Genomic DNA, 15,713 nt, shown 5'->3' with positions numbered 1-15,713 from the left:
AAGGGTGTACGTGCCTTCAAAGATAAGTTACGCCTATATTAGCTAAGCCTAAATCGGATGATTGCATTGGCTTTGATCACCGATCGTAGTCGGTTTTTCCTTGTTTGCGTTGTCTTCGTCCAACACTGCATCGTCCTGGTGCAGCTAAAAAGAGGTGAGCATGAGCAACAGCGAGGAGCCGCGGTGGGAGCTCGACGACGAGCTCAAGACCTTGTCGATCACCTTTCCGACAGATCCACCGGTCGCGTTCGTACTTGACGCAGATTCGCTATCAAGGCTCATCGACAGTGTCGGTCAAATCAGGGCAGAGATGCCCCCGCCGCACCAGGAGACTTGGAAAGGCGGCCAGATGGTCAATGCCGTGCTCGATCCTCGTTGGTATTCGGAACCCGACGCGTTGCTTGGAGAATCACTTCTCCACATTCGTGACCCGCGCTTTGGGTGGCTGCACTATGCCCTGCCCCGAGAATCCGCCAGGGCTCTGGGAATCCTCTTGGTGCACCAGGCTGATGATGTGCCTGATGACGAACAAGAGCAGCATCGCAAGAACTGATCTCTTCACCGAATGGTAGGCCCACTTACCGCTTTTGTCTGAAGTGTAATCAACGCCCGGTCGTGCTCTTATGATATGGCAAGATGCGGAATTTGTTTCGAGTAGTATTTCAGTATCTGCCATTATCCTTGCGGTTGACTATGGCCTGCCCTCCGGCAGGCCATTTGTCTTTGTGCAGGCTTCTCCCGCCAAATTTGCCGAACTTTCCGCTTGACCTTCCAGTTGCTGGAAGGTTCATAAGGTTATCCACTGCCTTGTCCGGCAAAGGAGAATCGAATGGATAGCAGCCACGGCCATCACCACCGCGATCATCACGGCCATGATCATGGCGCTACAAATACGGACGGCATCGTGCGCGATCCTGTCTGCGGCATGACGGTCGATCCCGAGGCCGGCAAGCCTTCGCTTCTATATGAAGGGCATACCTATCATTTCTGCTCGCACGGCTGCCGGCGAAAGTTCGAGGCTGCACCGCAAAACTACTTGACGGCGACTGATCCGGTTTGCGCAATGACTGTCAAGCGCGCCAGTGCAAAGCATATGCTGAAGCATGAGGGCGAAAGGTTCTACTTCTGCTCGGCTGGCTGCAAGGCGAAATTCGAAGCAGACCCCAGCGTTTATCGAGACGGCAAGAAACCCGCCGAGAAGCCGATGCCGAAAGGCACACTCTATACCTGCCCGATGCATCCCGAAGTGGTCAGCGATCATCCGGGCGACTGCCCGAAATGCGGCATGGCGCTGGAACCGATGGGTGTTCCACCGGCTGATGAAGGCCCGAATCCGGAATTGGTGGATTTCACCCGCCGCCTCTGGGTGAGCGGCACACTCTCGATCCCGCTGCTTGCAATCAGCATGGGACCGATGATCGGTCTGCCGCTACGCGACTGGATCGGCGAACCAGAGGCGACGTGGATCGAACTTCTTCTTGCCACGCCGGTCGTTCTTTGGGCCGCGCTGCCGTTCTTCCGACGGGCACGGGCTTCGCTCGTCAATCGTAGCCCCAATATGTGGACGCTGATCGGGCTCGGCGTTGGAACGGCCTACGTCTATAGCGTCGTTGCGGCGATCGCACCCAGCATCTTCCCGCATACCTTGCGCGGTCATGGAGACACCGTTCCCGTCTATTTCGAAGCGGCTGCCGTTATTGTGGCTCTGGTCTTTGTCGGCCAGGTTCTGGAATTGAAGGCCCGCGAGAAGACTGGTTCGGCTATACGCGCATTGCTTGATCTTGCACCGAAGACGGCGCGACGCATCAATGCGGACGGCTCCGAAATCGACGTGGCTGTCGATGAAATACAAGTCGGAGATCGTGTCCGTGTTCGCCCGGGCGAGCGTATCCCGATCGACGGTTCCGTCACCGAAGGGCAGTCGACCCTCGACGAAGCCATGATAACAGGCGAACCGATCCCGGTCGAAAAACAGAAGGGTGACGCGGTCACCGGCGGCACGATCAACAAGAACGGAACGCTCGTGATGATCGCCGAGAAGGTCGGTGCCGACACGACGTTGTCGCGCATCGTCGACCTGGTCGCAAAAGCCCAGCGTTCACGTGCGCCCATCCAGGGAGCGGTCGATCGCGTTTCCGCCATCTTCGTTCCCGCTGTTGTCGCCGCAGCTATCATCGCTTTCATCGTCTGGAGCCTTGTCGGCCCCGAGCCCCGCATGGCACATGCGTTGCTCGCCGCCGTTGCTGTTTTGATCATCGCTTGCCCCTGCGCACTCGGCCTGGCGACACCCATGTCGATCATGATCGCGACGGGCCGCGGCGCTCAGGAAGGCGTTCTGATCAAGGACGCGGAAGCGCTTGAACGCTTCGCACGCGTCGACACCCTGATCGTCGACAAGACAGGTACCCTGACGGAAGGAAAGCCGAGACTTACGGATGTCGTTTCCCTTGGCGGCGTCGCGGAAACTCGCCTCCTGAAGCTCGCTGCCAGCCTTGAGCGTGGATCCGAGCACCCGCTGGCGGAGGCCATTGTATCCGGCGCGCAGGAGCGCGGGATCGATCTGAGCGACGTCACCGGCTTTGAAGCAAGAACCGGCAAGGGTGTGGTGGGCAAAGCCGACCGGACCATTGTCGCGCTTGGCAACGCCACAATGATGGAGGATCTCGGTGTCGATGTTACACCTCTTGCCGAACAGGTTCGGTCGTTCCGGGATGAGGGCAAAACCGTGATGTTCGTGGTCGTCGATGAAAGGCTCGCCGGCTTCGTGGCGGTTGCCGACCGGATTAAGCCGACCACGGCAGCTGCGATCAGGGCGCTGCACGAGACCGGCCTGACCATCATCATGGCCACAGGCGACAATGAACGCACCGCGCGCGCCGTGGCAAAAAGCCTTGGCATCGACGAGGTACGCGCCGACATCCTGCCCGAAGGCAAGAAGGCTTTGGTCGACGAACTGCAAGCTAAGGGTGCAGTCGTCGCCATGGCAGGCGATGGCGTCAACGATGCGCCTGCGCTCGCCGCGGCCGACGTAGGTATCGCGATGGGCACCGGTGCTGATGTTGCAATGGAAAGCGCCGGCCTGACACTCGTCAAGGGCGATCTGAATGGGATCGTCCGTGCAAGGCGGCTCGCGATGGCCACCATGCGCAACATCCGCCAGAACCTCGGCTTTGCTTTCGGTTACAACGCACTTGGCGTACCGCTGGCAGCGGGTGCGCTCTACCCTGTGTTCGGATTGCTGCTGTCGCCGATGATCGCTGCCGCCGCCATGAGCCTGTCGTCTGTGTCGGTCATCGGCAATGCGCTACGACTGCGGCTCGTCAAGCTATAGGAGATCGCCGTGAATATAGGGCAAGCATCGGAACGCTCCGGATTGGCGCCGAAAACGATCCGCTACTATGAGGATATCGGCTTGATCCGCCCCGACCGGGGCGGAAACGGCTATCGCGACTATGCCGAGAGTGACGTCCACAAGCTGCACTTCTTGCAGAGATCGCGCGGGCTCGGCTTTTCCGTGGAAGAATGTCGTCAGCTGCTGGCACTCTACGAAGACAAGAGCCGGGCGAGTGCGGATGTAAAGGAACTGACGCAGGCGAAGTTGACGGAAATCGATCGCAAGATCCGGGAACTCACGGGGCTGCGCCGGACATTGGAACATCTGGTCCACGCATGCCATGGCAACGACAGACCGGATTGCCCGATCCTTGAGGAACTGTCGGACGGTCGGCCCGGGTAGCTCCGGTTAACTCGATACGGTTTTTGCACGAGCGTTGTCCCGACGTAACCTTGTCGGCTTCCGCGAGCCGTCTATCACTGATTCTTGTTCGAAATTTCCTCGACGGCTGGAATAATTCGTCGCTCGCATCCGGCCCATTCGATGTCATCGGCCAGTTTGCAGCGCTTCGGGTGCTATGCGCGCTCGCTCGTGCGCAATTCGGATGATGCGGAAGATCTCGTTCACGATGACGCGCTGCTGCGGGCCTACGAAAAGAAGCAGAGTTTCCGCCGTGGTAATAACCTGCGGACCTGGCTGCTATCGATCATGCACAATGCTCACATCGATCGCATCCGCCAAGATCGCTCTTTGGCACGTCGGCACGAGGAAGCCGCTGCCGCGCGAGCTGTCGTTCGAGAGTGGCTGGCTCGGTCGCGCCGCCTCTTCCCGTCTTTGGAGCATGTCCAATGCCAGATGCAAAACAGCGTGACGAGAACGAAGGCTCAGCAAGGTCACGCGCCAAACTGGCCATGTCGCAACACTTCGGTGGTGGCAAAGGGAGGAGGAACGCTTACGTTCCCTCCTGTTGGGGAGACTTCACCAGCGCGCAACGCGGCGGCCGAGGATTGTGCCGAGCACCACAAGCCCCGCGATCGCTATCGAGTACCAGGTCGCGACGAACAGAGGCGAATCGTCGGTGCAATGGGCCGCGTAAAAGGTTGCGGCGATGCCACCGGCAAGCAAACCAGCGACGGCGCCTGCCGGACCGGGGCGCGTCGGCGCGCCGTGACGGAGTGCCACGAGAAAAATGGCCAGCGGACCGAGACCGATCAGTGGGATGAAAGTCAGGCAGACATAGACGTTGCTGCCCCACCAGACTGTGAGCAACTGATCAGTGGGCACGACGAACAGCTCGGCCACGACCGCGGCGCCGAGAAGGATCGGTGTCAGAACGAGCCAATACGCGACACCTCTGACGTTTGAACCGGGTCGAGACAACACCCGCAAGAGCCCAAAGGCGACGACGGTGAGCGTGAGCATGACGATGAATTTTAACAGGAAGCGGAGCGTATGGGCGGCCGCCGCGAAGTCCGGGCGCGGACCGATCAGCACGAAGAACGCGACCGCCGCAACGATCGTCGCAGCCGCGATCGCCACCCACCACGCATAGCCAAGCGGCATCGCGTGCTTTGCTGCATCTGCCTTCAGGGCATTGATGAGGTCGTTGGTCTGCATTTCAGCTCCGTCCAAACGTTCTCGCGATCGATCGCAAACCCCGGTGCAGCGCCACGCGCACCGCCGTCTCGGTCATACCGAACTTCTCGGCCGTCTCGCCGATCGAGCGCCCCTCGACCGAAATCGCGGCCACGACCGAACGCTGGCCTGGCGCCAACCCATCCAGCGCACGGCCGATCTCGCGGTCGCTCACCGTCTCGGCCTCCGGCTGGGCGACCGTCTCGGCGATGTCACCGATCTCGATCTCGACGCGGTGGCCACGCTTGCGAAAGGCGTCGATCAGCTTGAAGCGCGCGATCGCATAAATCCAGGGCAGGACAGGCGCGTCGCTGATCCATGTATGACGCTTCATATGAATTGCCAGAAGCGTTTCCTGCACAATGTCCTCGGGATCGAGGCCGCCCTGCACAATCTTCCGGCGCGCGAAGCCGCGCACGATGGCAGCGGTGCGTCCCAGAAATGCCGCATACGCCCCTTCGTCCCCTGCGATCGCAGCGCGCAGCAACGTGGCAAGTTCTTTTTCGGCGTCGCCGTTCAATCCTTGTCTCTCCAATACGCGCGTTGAGGCCGCTTTGTTACGCGCCGCCCGAAATAATGTCCAACCAAGCCGCACCGTCGATCACGAATTCGTGTTTGTTGCCATGCGTAACAGAAGTCTTCGCCAGACCGAAGGGAGGATTACGCGGCCGATGACCGGCACGCGTAACTTCCAAGAGGAGATCATCCATGAACCGTTCCACGCTCACACTTACCCTCGCCGGCTCGCTCGCCACCGCCCTTGCATCGGTTGCCTTCGCCGCACCGTTGCCGGCTGAGAAAATGGTCGGCAACGAGAAATGCTATGGCATCGCGCTCAAGGGTCAGAACGACTGCGCCGCCGGCGCCGGCACGACCTGCGCGGGCACCTCGACGACGGACTATCAGGGCAACTCCTGGAAGGCTGTCCCTATCGGTACCTGCACGACCATGAACGTCAATGGCCACATGGGCAAGCTGGAGCCGATCAAGGGCTGACTGTCAGGCGGGGCCCGGCTGCACGGGCCCCGCCGGTTGTCTGACAAATCCGGGGAGAACCGCGATGTCCGCTTCAAAAATCCCAACTACCGCCCTGCCCGCGCGTGCCGGCCTCGGCCTCAAGCCCGAGCACTACGAGACCATTCTGGCCAATCGGCCGGATGTCGGCTTCTTTGAGGTGCATGCCGAGAATTACATGGGCGCGGGTGGGCCGCCGCATCGCTACCTGGAAGCCATCACGGAACTCTATCCACTTTCGCTGCATGGCGTCGGCTTGTCGATCGGCGCGGCGCGCGGGCTCGACAAAACGCATCTGAAGCGGCTGCGCAGCCTGATCGATCGCTACCGGCCGCAGAGCTTCTCCGAACATCTGGCTTGGTCGACCCACGACACGGGCTTTCTCAACGACTTGCTGCCGCTTCCCTATACACCGGAAACCCTGGCGCGCGTCATTGACCATGTCGACGAAACGCAGCAGGCGCTCGGGCGACCGCTGCTGCTCGAAAACCCCTCGACCTACGTGCTGTTTACCGACAGCACGATCGATGAGGTGGACTTTCTCGCGACGATTGCGGAGCGGACCGCCTGCGGTCTGCTGCTCGATGTCAACAACGTGATGGTCTCGGCGGTGAACCATAGGCTCGATGCCACCACGTATATCGACCGTTTCCCGGTCGAGTTGGTCGGCGAGATCCACCTTGCCGGCTACGACGAGACCGTCGACGCCGCCGGCGACCGGTTGCTGATCGACGCGCATGGTACGGCGGTGAAGAGCGACGTGGTGGCGCTCTACGAACACACACTTGCGCGCAGCGGACCGTTACCGACGTTGATTGAATGGGACAACGACGTCCCGGACTTCGCCACCTTGCATGCGGAGGCGGCACGCGCCGATGCGATGCTCGCCGCCGAAGCGCTCCGCCGCGACCAGATTCGGGCGGCATGACCATGGGATTCGCTGTCAGCCAGAGCGCCTTCGCTGCCGCGTTGCTTAACGCCGACCGACCAGTGCCGGACGGCATTACCACCGCACGCGGCGAAGCCGACACAGCGCGGTTTGCCGTCTACCGCAACAATGTCTTCGTCGGGCTGACAAAGGCACTGGCGCAGCACTTTCCGGTGACCGAGCGGCTCGTTGGAACGGAATTCTTCATGGCAATGGCGCGGGCCTATGCTCAGGATCACAAACCGGCTTCACCGTTGATGATCGAATATGGCGGCGACTTTCCGGATTTCATTGCAAGCTTCCAGCCGGCGAGGGAGCTTGCCTATCTGTCGGATATCGCCCGGATCGAGGCCGCCTGGATGCGAAGTTACCACGCGGCGGACGCCGTGCCGATCAACCTTGCGGTACTCGCAGCTGTGGCGCCCGAAATGCTTGCGGACTTGCGGCTCGTCCCGCACCCTTCGGCGGCCTTGATCCGGTCGGAATACCCCATCGGCTCGATCTGGGGCGCGCATCAGCAGGAGATGGTAACACCGGTCGCCGACTGGCGGCCGCAGGCTGTCCTGGTCGCACGGCCGGAGATGACGGTCGAAGTTCATATCCTGCCGCCGCAGGACGTCATCTTTGCAAACTCCTTGTTCGACCATGCCACCCTTGGCGAGGCGGCAGAGGCGGCATTTGCCTCTGGCCTCCAATTCGATTTCGGGGCGGCGCTGGCTGGTCTTGCAAGTCTCGGCGCTTTCAGCGCCCTCCAACAGGATGAAGGAAACGTCCCATGAAGACCGAAGCCGCACCATCACACGGCCTTGGCGCAGCCCTTACCGCCCTGATCATACGCGCCGATGGACTGCTCGCCTCCGTCCCCCGGTCGTTGGCGCTGCTCGCGCTGCGTTTTGCGCTCGCTGTTCCCTTCTTCAAGTCGGGATTGACGAAATGGGACGGGTTCCTAACGCTTTCGCAGGGCGCAAGATATCTTTTCGAGCAGGAGTTCAAACTCCATATCTTCGGCAGCGAAATTCCTTACCCGTTTCCACTGGCGATGGCGACGGCAGCCGGGATTACGGAACTGATCCTGCCGATTTTGTTGATCCTTGGCTTGGCGACGCGCTTCGCAGCCCTCGGCTTGCTGCTGATGACCGCGGTTATTCAACTCACCATTCCGGACGGTTGGGCGAACTTCCATTTGCCCTGGGCGGCGATGGCGCTGGCGCTGGTTGGGTTCGGTAGCGGCAGGATCGCGATTGATCCGCTTGTCATGCCACGCCTCAAATGACCTGCGCTCGCAACTTGTTCGGGTTCACCGCGCACCTGGTGGCCATGCTGAGCGAGCGATCGGCTACGCGATGAGCGCTTTGCCGATGAGGTCGAATGCCGGACAAGACTTGTTCACACGGTGCCCGCATATTCGCCTCTCGCCGGATCGTCGTTTTTGATGATGAAGTCCAAGGCTTGCACCATTTCACTGGAATTGGGCCGGACAAACGGCATCGATTGCACTGAGAGATAGTAGATCGTTTGGTCGGAAGGGCAAAAATGTCGCCCCGGACCGCCTCAATGACCAGGAAGTGGCCCGCCTCGTCAAGAAGACGGGGTCGCCGCCGGCATACGCGGTGATCTTCCCGAGATCGAACGGGGACTGAAGTTTTCAGGCCACTCGCTGCGCGCCGGCCTCGCCTCGTCGGCCGAAGTCGACGAGAGCGCTACGTCCAGAAGCAGCTCGGACGTGCCTCCGCCGAAATGACCCGCCGTTACCAGCGCCGGCGCGATTGGTTCCGCGACAATCTCACCAAGGCGGCAGGGCTGTAGACCCCCTCCCCTGCTAGTGGGGCTGGCTCAGAGCTTCGAACCGTGTCGAGAGCGCTCCGCGATGCTGGAAAGATCGACTTTCTTGCCCGCGACATCCGCGACGATCTTCAACGTGCCGCCGAGGGATTCGACATAATCGCGAAGCGTCGACAGCTTCATGTCGGCGCGCTTCTCCAGTCTCGAGACGTTGGTCTGCCTGAAACCCGTCCGAGCAGACACGTCTTCCTGCGTCCTTCCAGCAAGTGCCCGCAATTCACGCAGATTGTGCGCCGTGACGAGTTCGTCGGCACGCTTCGCAACGGCGCGCTGTTCGTCTTCGGGAAGTGTCTTTATCAGCTTGTCGAGATCATCCATGCTTCTTCTCCAACTCGCTCAAATGCTCGTCGTACCGTTTGTCCGCCAGATCGATCAGGCGTTTGTAGAAGAGTTTCTGGCTCACACCGCTCTTCGCACCACCGCAGAAAACCACAGCCTTTCGCTCCGGATCGAAGGCAAAGGCGAACCGCCATTGCACCTTCAAGACCTTGACGCGAAGCTCTTTCATGTTCGCGTGTTTGGAGCCTTCGAGTGTGTCGACCTCAGGTCGTCCCAGTCGAAACCCCTTCTCGCGAAGCAACACTAAATGCGCGAGCAACTCGACTCGAACATCGGCTGGAAGGTCAGTGATCTCGCGCTTGAAGCGGTCATGAAACTCGACCTTCCATTCCGTCATTTCATATCCTGAATGATATAGATACTTTGGGATATATAGTCCGCGTCTCCCCTCAAGGCAATAGTGGCTGTCGGTTTTCCTTATTGAGTGAACCTGCTCCTTAATTAGTGAACTGGTGCGCTAATAACCGAACTGGGCGTTCTGGTCGGGACAGGAGAATGAAGCAAACTATTCGCGGAAGCGGCGGTAAGCATAATGCCAAAGCGTTGCATGATCTCATGTTGAACATGTCCGGCGCTCCACGCCCCGTATCCGCGCGTGCGCCCGCGGATAGCGGATAGTGGTAAGCCAAATGGCGATCTCGTGTTCCTGGGCCTTGGGCAAATCACGCGCGCGCGCTGTCGCGACACAACCTTGTCGGCTTCCGCGAGCCGTCTATCACTGATTCTCGTTCGAAATTTTTCTCGACGGCTGGAATAATTCGTCGCTCGCATCCGTATACTCAATCATGGAACGGAAAGAACGCCCATTCGATGTCATCGGCCAGCTTGCAGCGCTTCGGCGCTATGCGCGCTCGCTCGTGCGCAATTCGGATGATGCGGAAGATCTCGTTCACGACGCGCTGCTGCGGGCCTACGAAAAGAAGCAGAGTTTCCGCCGTGGCGGCAACCTGCGCACCTGGCTGCTCTCGATCCTGCACAATGCTCACATCGACCGCATCCGCCAAGATCGCTCTTTGGCACGTCGGCACGAGGAAGCCGCCGTCGAGACAGAACAATCGCTGCAAGCCGGCCAGGAACACGCCGTTCGCCTCCAGCAGGTGCGAGACGCATTCTTCCATCTGCCGGAGGAACAGCGAGAGGCGCTCCATCTGGTCGCGATCGAGGACCTTTCCTACCAGGAAGCAGCGGCAGCCCTCGGGATACCGATCGGCACCTTGATGTCGCGCATTTCGCGCGCCCGCGCGCAGCTTCGTGAGTTCGAGGAGAACACGCCACGCGCTGCGCACCTGAGACTAATCGGAGGGAACGGCAATGAAGGTAATTGATCCTGTCATCGACGCTGATCTCGATGCTTATGTCGACGGAGAACTCGACCTGGCGCGCCGCATTCAGGTCGAATCCTTCCTTTCAGAAAACCCTGCCATTGCCGCGAAGGTCATGGCTGACCTGAGCATGAGGGGTGAATTGCGCCTTGCGCTCGCCAGCGAAAGTGCATTCGGTCGCCCGGAAACGCGCGACGCAGCTCGACGCCTGGAGCGTGGCCTCACCTATGGTCGCATCTTCCATTCGATGCAGCGGATTGCGGCTGTCGGCATTCTGGTCGCCGCAGGCTGGGTCGCGCACACCTCCTTCGGCGCATTTACCGCGACCGAAGTTGCCGCCTCGGTGCCTGCCCCGGCCTATGTTGAGGATGCGGTACGCGCCTATCATACGGCAATGCTGCGCCAGTCCGTGCCGTCTCAGTCTGTGGCGAGCTACAAGCCAGAGGACATTCGTGCGGCAACTGCGATCGTCATGCCGCAGCTGCCGGAAGACTGGACGATTTCTGACGTGCAGATCTTCCCGTCCGAGTTCGGCCCGAGCGTCGAGATGGCTATCAAGACGGCAGACAGCAAGCAGCTTTCGCTGTTTGCCGTGCGACCCGGTGCATTCGCAGTGCAGTCCGTAAGCCACGTCGCGCTCGACAAGGCAGAAGCTGCCTACTGGCAGATCGGCGATGTGGCCTATGCGCTCGTGGCCGGCGATCGCGAAATAAATCTGGATGCGGAGGCCGATCGGCTCGCCCGCACCCTTTATTAGTTCAACCGAGGAGATCAGTATGAACCCGACCAATCCGCGTTTTGGCTACGGCTCAGCCGCCGGCTCGCAGGCGCTCTTCGACGAGGGCCTGCGCCAGCATATGCTGCGCGTCTACAACTACATGGGCCTCGGCCTCGTTATCACGGGCATCGTCGCCTTTGTCGTCGGCAGCACGCCGGCGCTCTATGTGCCGATCTTCCAGTCCCCGCTCAAGTGGGTCGTGATGCTTGCGCCGCTCGCCTTCGTCTTCTTCTTCTCATTCAAGATCCAGACGATGTCGGCCAGCGCTGCACAGATGACGTTCTGGGCCTTCTGCGCAGTCATGGGCCTTTCGCTCGCATCCGTCTTTCTCGTATTCACGGGCACGAGCATCGCACGCACCTTCTTCATTGCCGCGACCATGTTCGGCGCTACCAGCCTTTACGGCTATGTGACCAAGCAGGATCTCTCGCGTTTCGGCTCGTTCCTGATGATGGGCCTGATCGGCGTCATCATCGCGAGCATCGTCAATGTCTTCCTGGGCTCGAGCGCCCTGCAGTTCGCGATCTCGGTGATCGGTATCCTCGTCTTCGTCGGCCTGACGGCCTACGACACGCAGAATATCAAGGCGCAGTATTCCGAGAATTACGATCAGGAATCGAACCAGAAGCTTGCCGTCTTCGGCGCGCTGTCGCTCTACCTGAACTTCGTCAATATCTTCCAGCTGCTGCTCAATTTCACGGGCGAGCGGGAGTAAAGATAAGCGCTTCTGGGGGCAAAGGAAGCGCTAGGGCGCCCGGTCCGCACTCTGTGACAGGATGCGCGGATCGGGTGCTCACTCAACGAAAGCGGCCGGGTCTCCACACCCGGCCGCTTTCGTTTTGACCTCCGATCAGATGATACCCCAGGCGCGGTAACGCCCTCGCCCGGTGATTTCGCGGATGCCAATGTCATTCAGCAGATTGAGCGCGCCGCGGCTCGTCACCCGCAGCTCTCGGGCCACCATTGCCGAGGAGACCATCGGCCGCGACAGAACGAAGTCCGCAAGCTGCGGCAGGCTGCTGTTCGAGCGACGATCCCTGAAGCGGATTTCCATCTGCGTGCGCGCCAGCGAAAGACGGTCCATTTCCTTCAGGCCCGCGGCAGCGCTCTCTACCATTGCCTCGAGAAACGCCTGCAGGCGCGTCAGCCGGTCACGCGCACGCCGTCGCTCGTGGCGTATTGTCTTGAGGCCGGCATAGAAGGCAAAAAGGTGGGACGTGACCTTGCCGCGTGCGCGCAGATAGCCGGCAACGAGGAGACCTCCGAGCCAATGCTGCCGGCGGAGAGGTTCGATCCTCTCCCAGGCATCAAATATCAAAGCTGCGCCAAGCGTCGCGGGTAAGCCGTCGGCGATGACGACAGTTTTACGCCATGCGCGAAGACGCGCCGGCTCGTCCCATTCCTCATCATCGAACAAGCCGAGGGGATCGTCGTTCCGCTTCTCACGAGCGCGGTCGGACGTGTCACTCAGTTCGGGAGCGCCGAGACGGCTATGACTATCCAATAGTCGCTGCGATCTCTCCAGGATCGCATCGATCTCGGCCAGTTCAGCGGAGAGAAGGCTATCCGTCGCGCCGTCTATATCCTCATCGGCCAGGAACCTTGCGCTCTTGATCTCCAGGGCTGCCCCCTCCCCTTCTATGCCGCCGGCCAGGGCCGACAGTCCCGAGGGACTGAGCGCCCAGTCCGGCGCTGCCGTCCAGATGCGACGTCGCACACGCAGGATCGAATGGGCGATCGTCAGTTCGTGGCTTGGCGTGCGCGTATCCATATGGGCGTCGTGCAGGACGAGGTCCTCGACGTGGATCAACTCACCAGCGACCCAGAGGGCACCGACGGCATCGAAAAAATGCCGGCGCTCGGCAAAGCCTTCTGCGACCGCTGCACGTGCCGCCCGCTCATCCAGCCTCGCCAAGCCATCTTCGGCCTCGACAATCGTCGGCAACAGGCTGACCAGCAACGGACTGTCGATTTCATAGCGCATTGTTAGTTATTTTGATTTCCCTGCAACGGAACCCAAATCACGCTTAACTTCCGTCATGTATGGCATGATTGATCTGCGCATTCAAACCGCCGGACAGCAAAAATTCCCTCTAAATGCTGGAGATGCGGCGTTGATTGGCAGGGTCAGCGTCCGTGCCGGCTTCGGAGGCTATTTTCCACTCTTGAACGCCTCGTAGAGTTCGTCGAGGCGGCGCGAGATGTAGTCGCCAAAGTCCGCCGCATCGCCCGTCTTCAGCGCGAGGGTGAAAGAATCGCCGGCGCTTTTGATGCGGCCTTTGATCTTACCCGATTGCTTCGGGGACCATTCGTACTCGGTCACCGCCTGCCTGTCCGGCTTCCGTGCCAGTTCGGTGACGACGAGTTCAAAGCGGCGATCGCTGTCTTGAGCAGCGAACTGTGCCGAGCCAAGTAGACCCCGCAGGCGGGACGCCGTTGCATTGGTCCAGCCTTGCGCGAGCGCAATCCATTTGCGCCGTCCAGCGGCCGGCGCGGCACCTATGGCCATGATCACATCCATCGGTATGCTCTTGGCAACCGAGATCAGTTTCGACAATTCCGTCTTGTCGGTCGAAAGCGCCTTCATGATGACGGGTCGCTCGAAGCCCTTGCTCTCGAGATTGAAGGCAAAGACGGCACGTTCAATATAGGACAGGTTGCGCCTTGCGGAATTCTCGATGCCTTGCGCGATGACGACGTCGACATCGTCAAGTTTCCGGATGATCGCTTGCACCTTACGCCCAAGCAGCCGTAGCGCCTGAAGCCGCCGGTGCCCATAGACGACTTGATAGCGCGTAGCGTTCTCGGGATGCTGCCGAACGAGAATGGGGACCTCCTGTCCATTCTCCTCGATCGACCTCACCAGTTCGTCGGCAAGATCCTGCGGCAACTCGGCTAGTCGATCCCTGACAAAGGACATGTCGACGAGGTCCGGATCGAGCTCAACGACGCGCTCGCCGGAGAGCAGCGCCTCCTGCATCGCCCTACTTTCTTCTTCCATGCGCCCGAGCGTCAGCGCCATCGAACGAACCGGACCTGCGGGGCCGCGCAGCGGCGTTTCATCGTCCGGGTTGGCCGCGGCCAACTCCTGCGCGGTATCGTCGAAAAGCCCCTTCAGTCGATCGCGTCTGCTCATGTCCGGCCCCATGCTTTGTGAATTCCCGCCAGCACTTCACCGTTCGCCGCGTTCACCGACTCCAATGCTCGGTCATAGGTCGAACGCCGGACCTGCCCTCTCTCGATCTCGTAGAGCGACTGCTTCGTCAGCCCGGCATCGGCGATCGCCGTGGACTTTAGGATGGTCGCCGTCAGCACGTCGTCGCTAAAAAGGTTGCGCAGCAATGCCACGATCTGCGACTGCGGGGCATCGAACGGTTCGTGGCGCGTGACCACGTATTTGATGAAGTCATGTTGCAGGTCGCCCCCGGCCTTGCGCACGACGGACAGCAGATCCGATGTCATCAACAAAAACTGCGACATCGACGCAACGTCGACCATCTGCGGGTGGATGGTGATCAGAAGCGACGTTGCCGCACAGACGGCGCCGAGCGTCAGATAACCAAGCTGCGGCGGGCAATCGATGACAACGACATCGTAGTTGGCCTCGACTTCTGAAATGGCAACGCCGACACGCCGGAAGAACACCTCTCCGGTCCGCTGGCGATCACCGAGCGCGCGCGGCGTCTCGTGCTCGAACTCCATCAGTTCGAGATTTCCTGGCACGAGGTCGAGCCCGTCGAAGTAGGTCTTGCGCACCACGTCCTTCAGCGAGCGGCGGCTCGCGTCATAGCGGATCGCGCCGTAGAGCGTATCGCCGTCAGCCAAATCGAACTCCGGCTGGACTCCAAGCATGGACGACAGAGAGGCCTGAGGATCGAGATCGATTGCCAGCACACGGTAGCCGTTCAGCGCCAGATATTGAGCGAGATAAAGGGTGGTCGTGGTCTTTGCCGAACCGCCCTTGAAATTCGTCACCGCAACCGTCTGCAGCTTTTCGCCTGGCCGCCGCCATGGAAGATAGGACAGCGCATCCTTCGGCTTGATCCGCGCCATATGGTGCCGCAACTCGTTGATCTGACCGAGCGTATAGGAACGCCGGCCATTGAGGGAAACCTCCGGCTGCGGCCCCTTGCCGTCGAGCGAGAGCTGGCGCAGATATCCGTCGGATACGCCGATCATCTGCGCGGCTTCCCCGGATGTGAAAGTCCGCAATGTCTTCTGTGACAGTGGCGGAAAGAGCTTCTCTCGAAGAAGCTTCAGCTGACGTGAAAGCTGGTTGGCGTGCCGCTCGATGCGCACGTCCGTCGTCGATACGCTAATGTTGTCCAAAACACCCGATCCCTATCAATGCGCTTTTCTATCAACATCGCGCTAAAAAGCGTATCGAAGATGCCATGATTCGCGAATCGCGACAATAACAGCCATGGCTGGCAGACAGTCGCGAAGTTGGCCGCGGCCAACTTCGTCCCGGGCACTTGCGGAGACGGGTTGACTGCGCCAGAAACGACCAGAATTGAAGAG

At 60.3% G+C, this 15,713-nt stretch carries 18 protein-coding genes and 3 pseudogenes; 12 read left to right on the top strand and 9 right to left on the bottom strand.

The window, feature by feature from the left end:
• Positions 1–160 precede the first annotated feature (160 nt).
• From PMI09_RS22490 to PMI09_RS30600, 4 genes and pseudogenes are all read left to right on the top strand, one after another.
• Entirely contained in the window at positions 161–553 is a 393-nt protein-coding gene (locus PMI09_RS22490) for a hypothetical protein (RefSeq protein ID WP_007799858.1), read from the top strand.
• A gap of 276 nt (positions 554–829) precedes the next feature.
• Positions 830–3,331 (top strand): heavy metal translocating P-type ATPase, encoded by a 2,502-nt coding sequence (locus tag PMI09_RS22485; protein WP_007799855.1) that lies wholly within the window; start codon positions 830–832, stop codon positions 3,329–3,331.
• A 9-nt stretch (positions 3,332–3,340) separates the two neighbouring features.
• Positions 3,341–3,736 (top strand): Cu(I)-responsive transcriptional regulator, encoded by a 396-nt coding sequence (gene cueR / locus PMI09_RS22480; protein WP_007799852.1) that lies wholly within the window; start codon positions 3,341–3,343, stop codon positions 3,734–3,736.
• A gap of 80 nt (positions 3,737–3,816) precedes the next feature.
• Positions 3,817–4,111: pseudogene (locus PMI09_RS30600) on the top strand (sigma factor); the annotation flags it as partial.
• A gap of 201 nt (positions 4,112–4,312) precedes the next feature.
• Here the strand turns inward: PMI09_RS30600 and PMI09_RS22475 are convergent.
• From PMI09_RS22475 to PMI09_RS31455, 3 genes are read right to left on the bottom strand one after another with little or no spacing between them, the layout of a single operon-like run.
• On the bottom strand, positions 4,313–4,951 hold the full coding sequence (locus PMI09_RS22475; protein WP_007799850.1) for an NrsF family protein: 639 nt from the start codon (positions 4,949–4,951) through the stop codon (positions 4,313–4,315).
• A gap of 1 nt (position 4,952) precedes the next feature.
• Positions 4,953–5,489, bottom strand: a complete 537-nt coding sequence (locus PMI09_RS22470) for a sigma-70 family RNA polymerase sigma factor (protein ID WP_007799848.1) — start codon at positions 5,487–5,489, stop codon at positions 4,953–4,955.
• 37 nt (positions 5,490–5,526) lie between these two features.
• The gene (locus PMI09_RS31455) at positions 5,527–5,679 is read right to left on the bottom strand and encodes a hypothetical protein (RefSeq protein ID WP_157213396.1); all 153 of its coding nucleotides are present in this window, start codon (positions 5,677–5,679) and stop codon (positions 5,527–5,529) included.
• Here PMI09_RS31455 and PMI09_RS22465 point away from each other — a divergent pair.
• The 4 genes from PMI09_RS22465 to PMI09_RS22450 all read left to right on the top strand — a co-directional run bounded on the left by PMI09_RS22465 (position 5,678) and on the right by PMI09_RS22450 (position 8,184).
• Entirely contained in the window at positions 5,678–5,965 is a 288-nt protein-coding gene (locus PMI09_RS22465) for a BufA1 family periplasmic bufferin-type metallophore (protein ID WP_007799846.1), read from the top strand. The genes PMI09_RS31455 and PMI09_RS22465 overlap by 2 nt on opposite strands.
• Positions 5,966–6,029: 64 nt before the next feature.
• Positions 6,030–6,911, top strand: a complete 882-nt coding sequence (gene bufB / locus PMI09_RS22460) for an MNIO family bufferin maturase (RefSeq protein ID WP_007799844.1) — start codon at positions 6,030–6,032, stop codon at positions 6,909–6,911.
• The gene (locus PMI09_RS22455) at positions 6,908–7,690 is read left to right on the top strand and encodes an HvfC/BufC N-terminal domain-containing protein (RefSeq protein WP_193385416.1); all 783 of its coding nucleotides are present in this window, start codon (positions 6,908–6,910) and stop codon (positions 7,688–7,690) included. The genes bufB and PMI09_RS22455 overlap by 4 nt, the downstream gene beginning before the upstream one ends.
• Positions 7,687–8,184: a DoxX family protein gene (locus PMI09_RS22450; protein ID WP_007799839.1), complete on the top strand. Its 498-nt coding sequence runs from the start codon at positions 7,687–7,689 to the stop codon at positions 8,182–8,184. The genes PMI09_RS22455 and PMI09_RS22450 overlap by 4 nt, the downstream gene beginning before the upstream one ends.
• A gap of 113 nt (positions 8,185–8,297) precedes the next feature.
• Here the strand turns inward: PMI09_RS22450 and PMI09_RS32315 are convergent.
• Positions 8,298–8,435 (bottom strand): annotated as a pseudogene (locus tag PMI09_RS32315) (AhpC/TSA family protein); the annotation flags it as partial.
• On the opposite strand from PMI09_RS32315, the pseudogene PMI09_RS32310 reads away from it, so the two are divergent.
• Positions 8,435–8,717 (top strand): annotated as a pseudogene (locus PMI09_RS32310) (tyrosine-type recombinase/integrase); the annotation flags it as partial. The pseudogenes PMI09_RS32315 and PMI09_RS32310 sit on opposite strands and share 1 nt — an antisense overlap.
• A gap of 27 nt (positions 8,718–8,744) precedes the next feature.
• On the opposite strand, the gene PMI09_RS22445 reads toward PMI09_RS32310, so the two are convergent.
• A complete protein-coding gene (locus PMI09_RS22445; protein WP_007799837.1) occupies positions 8,745–9,071 on the bottom strand; it encodes a helix-turn-helix domain-containing protein in 327 nt (108 codons plus the stop codon).
• Positions 9,064–9,429 carry a type II toxin-antitoxin system RelE/ParE family toxin gene (locus PMI09_RS22440; RefSeq protein ID WP_007799835.1) on the bottom strand — a complete coding sequence of 122 codons (366 nt, stop codon included), beginning with the start codon at positions 9,427–9,429 and terminating at the stop codon, positions 9,064–9,066. The genes PMI09_RS22445 and PMI09_RS22440 overlap by 8 nt, the downstream gene beginning before the upstream one ends.
• Before the next feature lie 448 nt (positions 9,430–9,877).
• Between PMI09_RS22440 and PMI09_RS22435 the strand changes: the two genes are divergently transcribed.
• The 3 genes from PMI09_RS22435 to PMI09_RS22425 are packed head-to-tail and all read left to right on the top strand — an operon-like array spanning position 9,878 to position 11,907.
• The gene (locus PMI09_RS22435; protein ID WP_007799834.1) at positions 9,878–10,417 is read left to right on the top strand and encodes a sigma-70 family RNA polymerase sigma factor; all 540 of its coding nucleotides are present in this window, start codon (positions 9,878–9,880) and stop codon (positions 10,415–10,417) included.
• Positions 10,404–11,171, top strand: a complete 768-nt coding sequence (locus tag PMI09_RS22430) for an anti-sigma factor family protein (protein WP_007799832.1) — start codon at positions 10,404–10,406, stop codon at positions 11,169–11,171. The genes PMI09_RS22435 and PMI09_RS22430 overlap by 14 nt, the downstream gene beginning before the upstream one ends.
• Before the next feature lie 19 nt (positions 11,172–11,190).
• Positions 11,191–11,907 carry a Bax inhibitor-1/YccA family protein gene (locus tag PMI09_RS22425; protein ID WP_007799831.1) on the top strand — a complete coding sequence of 239 codons (717 nt, stop codon included), beginning with the start codon at positions 11,191–11,193 and terminating at the stop codon, positions 11,905–11,907.
• Positions 11,908–12,042: 135 nt separating this feature from the next.
• Here PMI09_RS22425 and PMI09_RS22420 read toward each other — a convergent pair whose 3' ends face one another.
• The 3 genes from PMI09_RS22420 to repA all read right to left on the bottom strand — a co-directional run bounded on the left by PMI09_RS22420 (position 12,043) and on the right by repA (position 15,521).
• Positions 12,043–13,176, bottom strand: a complete 1,134-nt coding sequence (locus tag PMI09_RS22420; protein ID WP_007799829.1) for an RHE_PE00001 family protein — start codon at positions 13,174–13,176, stop codon at positions 12,043–12,045.
• 168 nt (positions 13,177–13,344) lie between these two features.
• Positions 13,345–14,328, bottom strand: a complete 984-nt coding sequence (gene repB / locus PMI09_RS22415; RefSeq protein ID WP_037083857.1) for a plasmid partitioning protein RepB — start codon at positions 14,326–14,328, stop codon at positions 13,345–13,347.
• On the bottom strand, positions 14,325–15,521 hold the full coding sequence (gene repA / locus PMI09_RS22410; RefSeq protein WP_007799826.1) for a plasmid partitioning protein RepA: 1,197 nt from the start codon (positions 15,519–15,521) through the stop codon (positions 14,325–14,327). The genes repB and repA overlap by 4 nt, the downstream gene beginning before the upstream one ends.
• Between the last annotated feature and the right edge of the window lie 192 nt (positions 15,522–15,713).

The sequence above is a fragment of the Rhizobium sp. CF122 genome (genome assembly GCF_000282035.1).
Taxonomy (GTDB): Bacteria; Pseudomonadota; Alphaproteobacteria; order Rhizobiales; family Rhizobiaceae; genus Rhizobium.
This window is presented reverse-complemented; position numbering and strand designations above follow the sequence as displayed.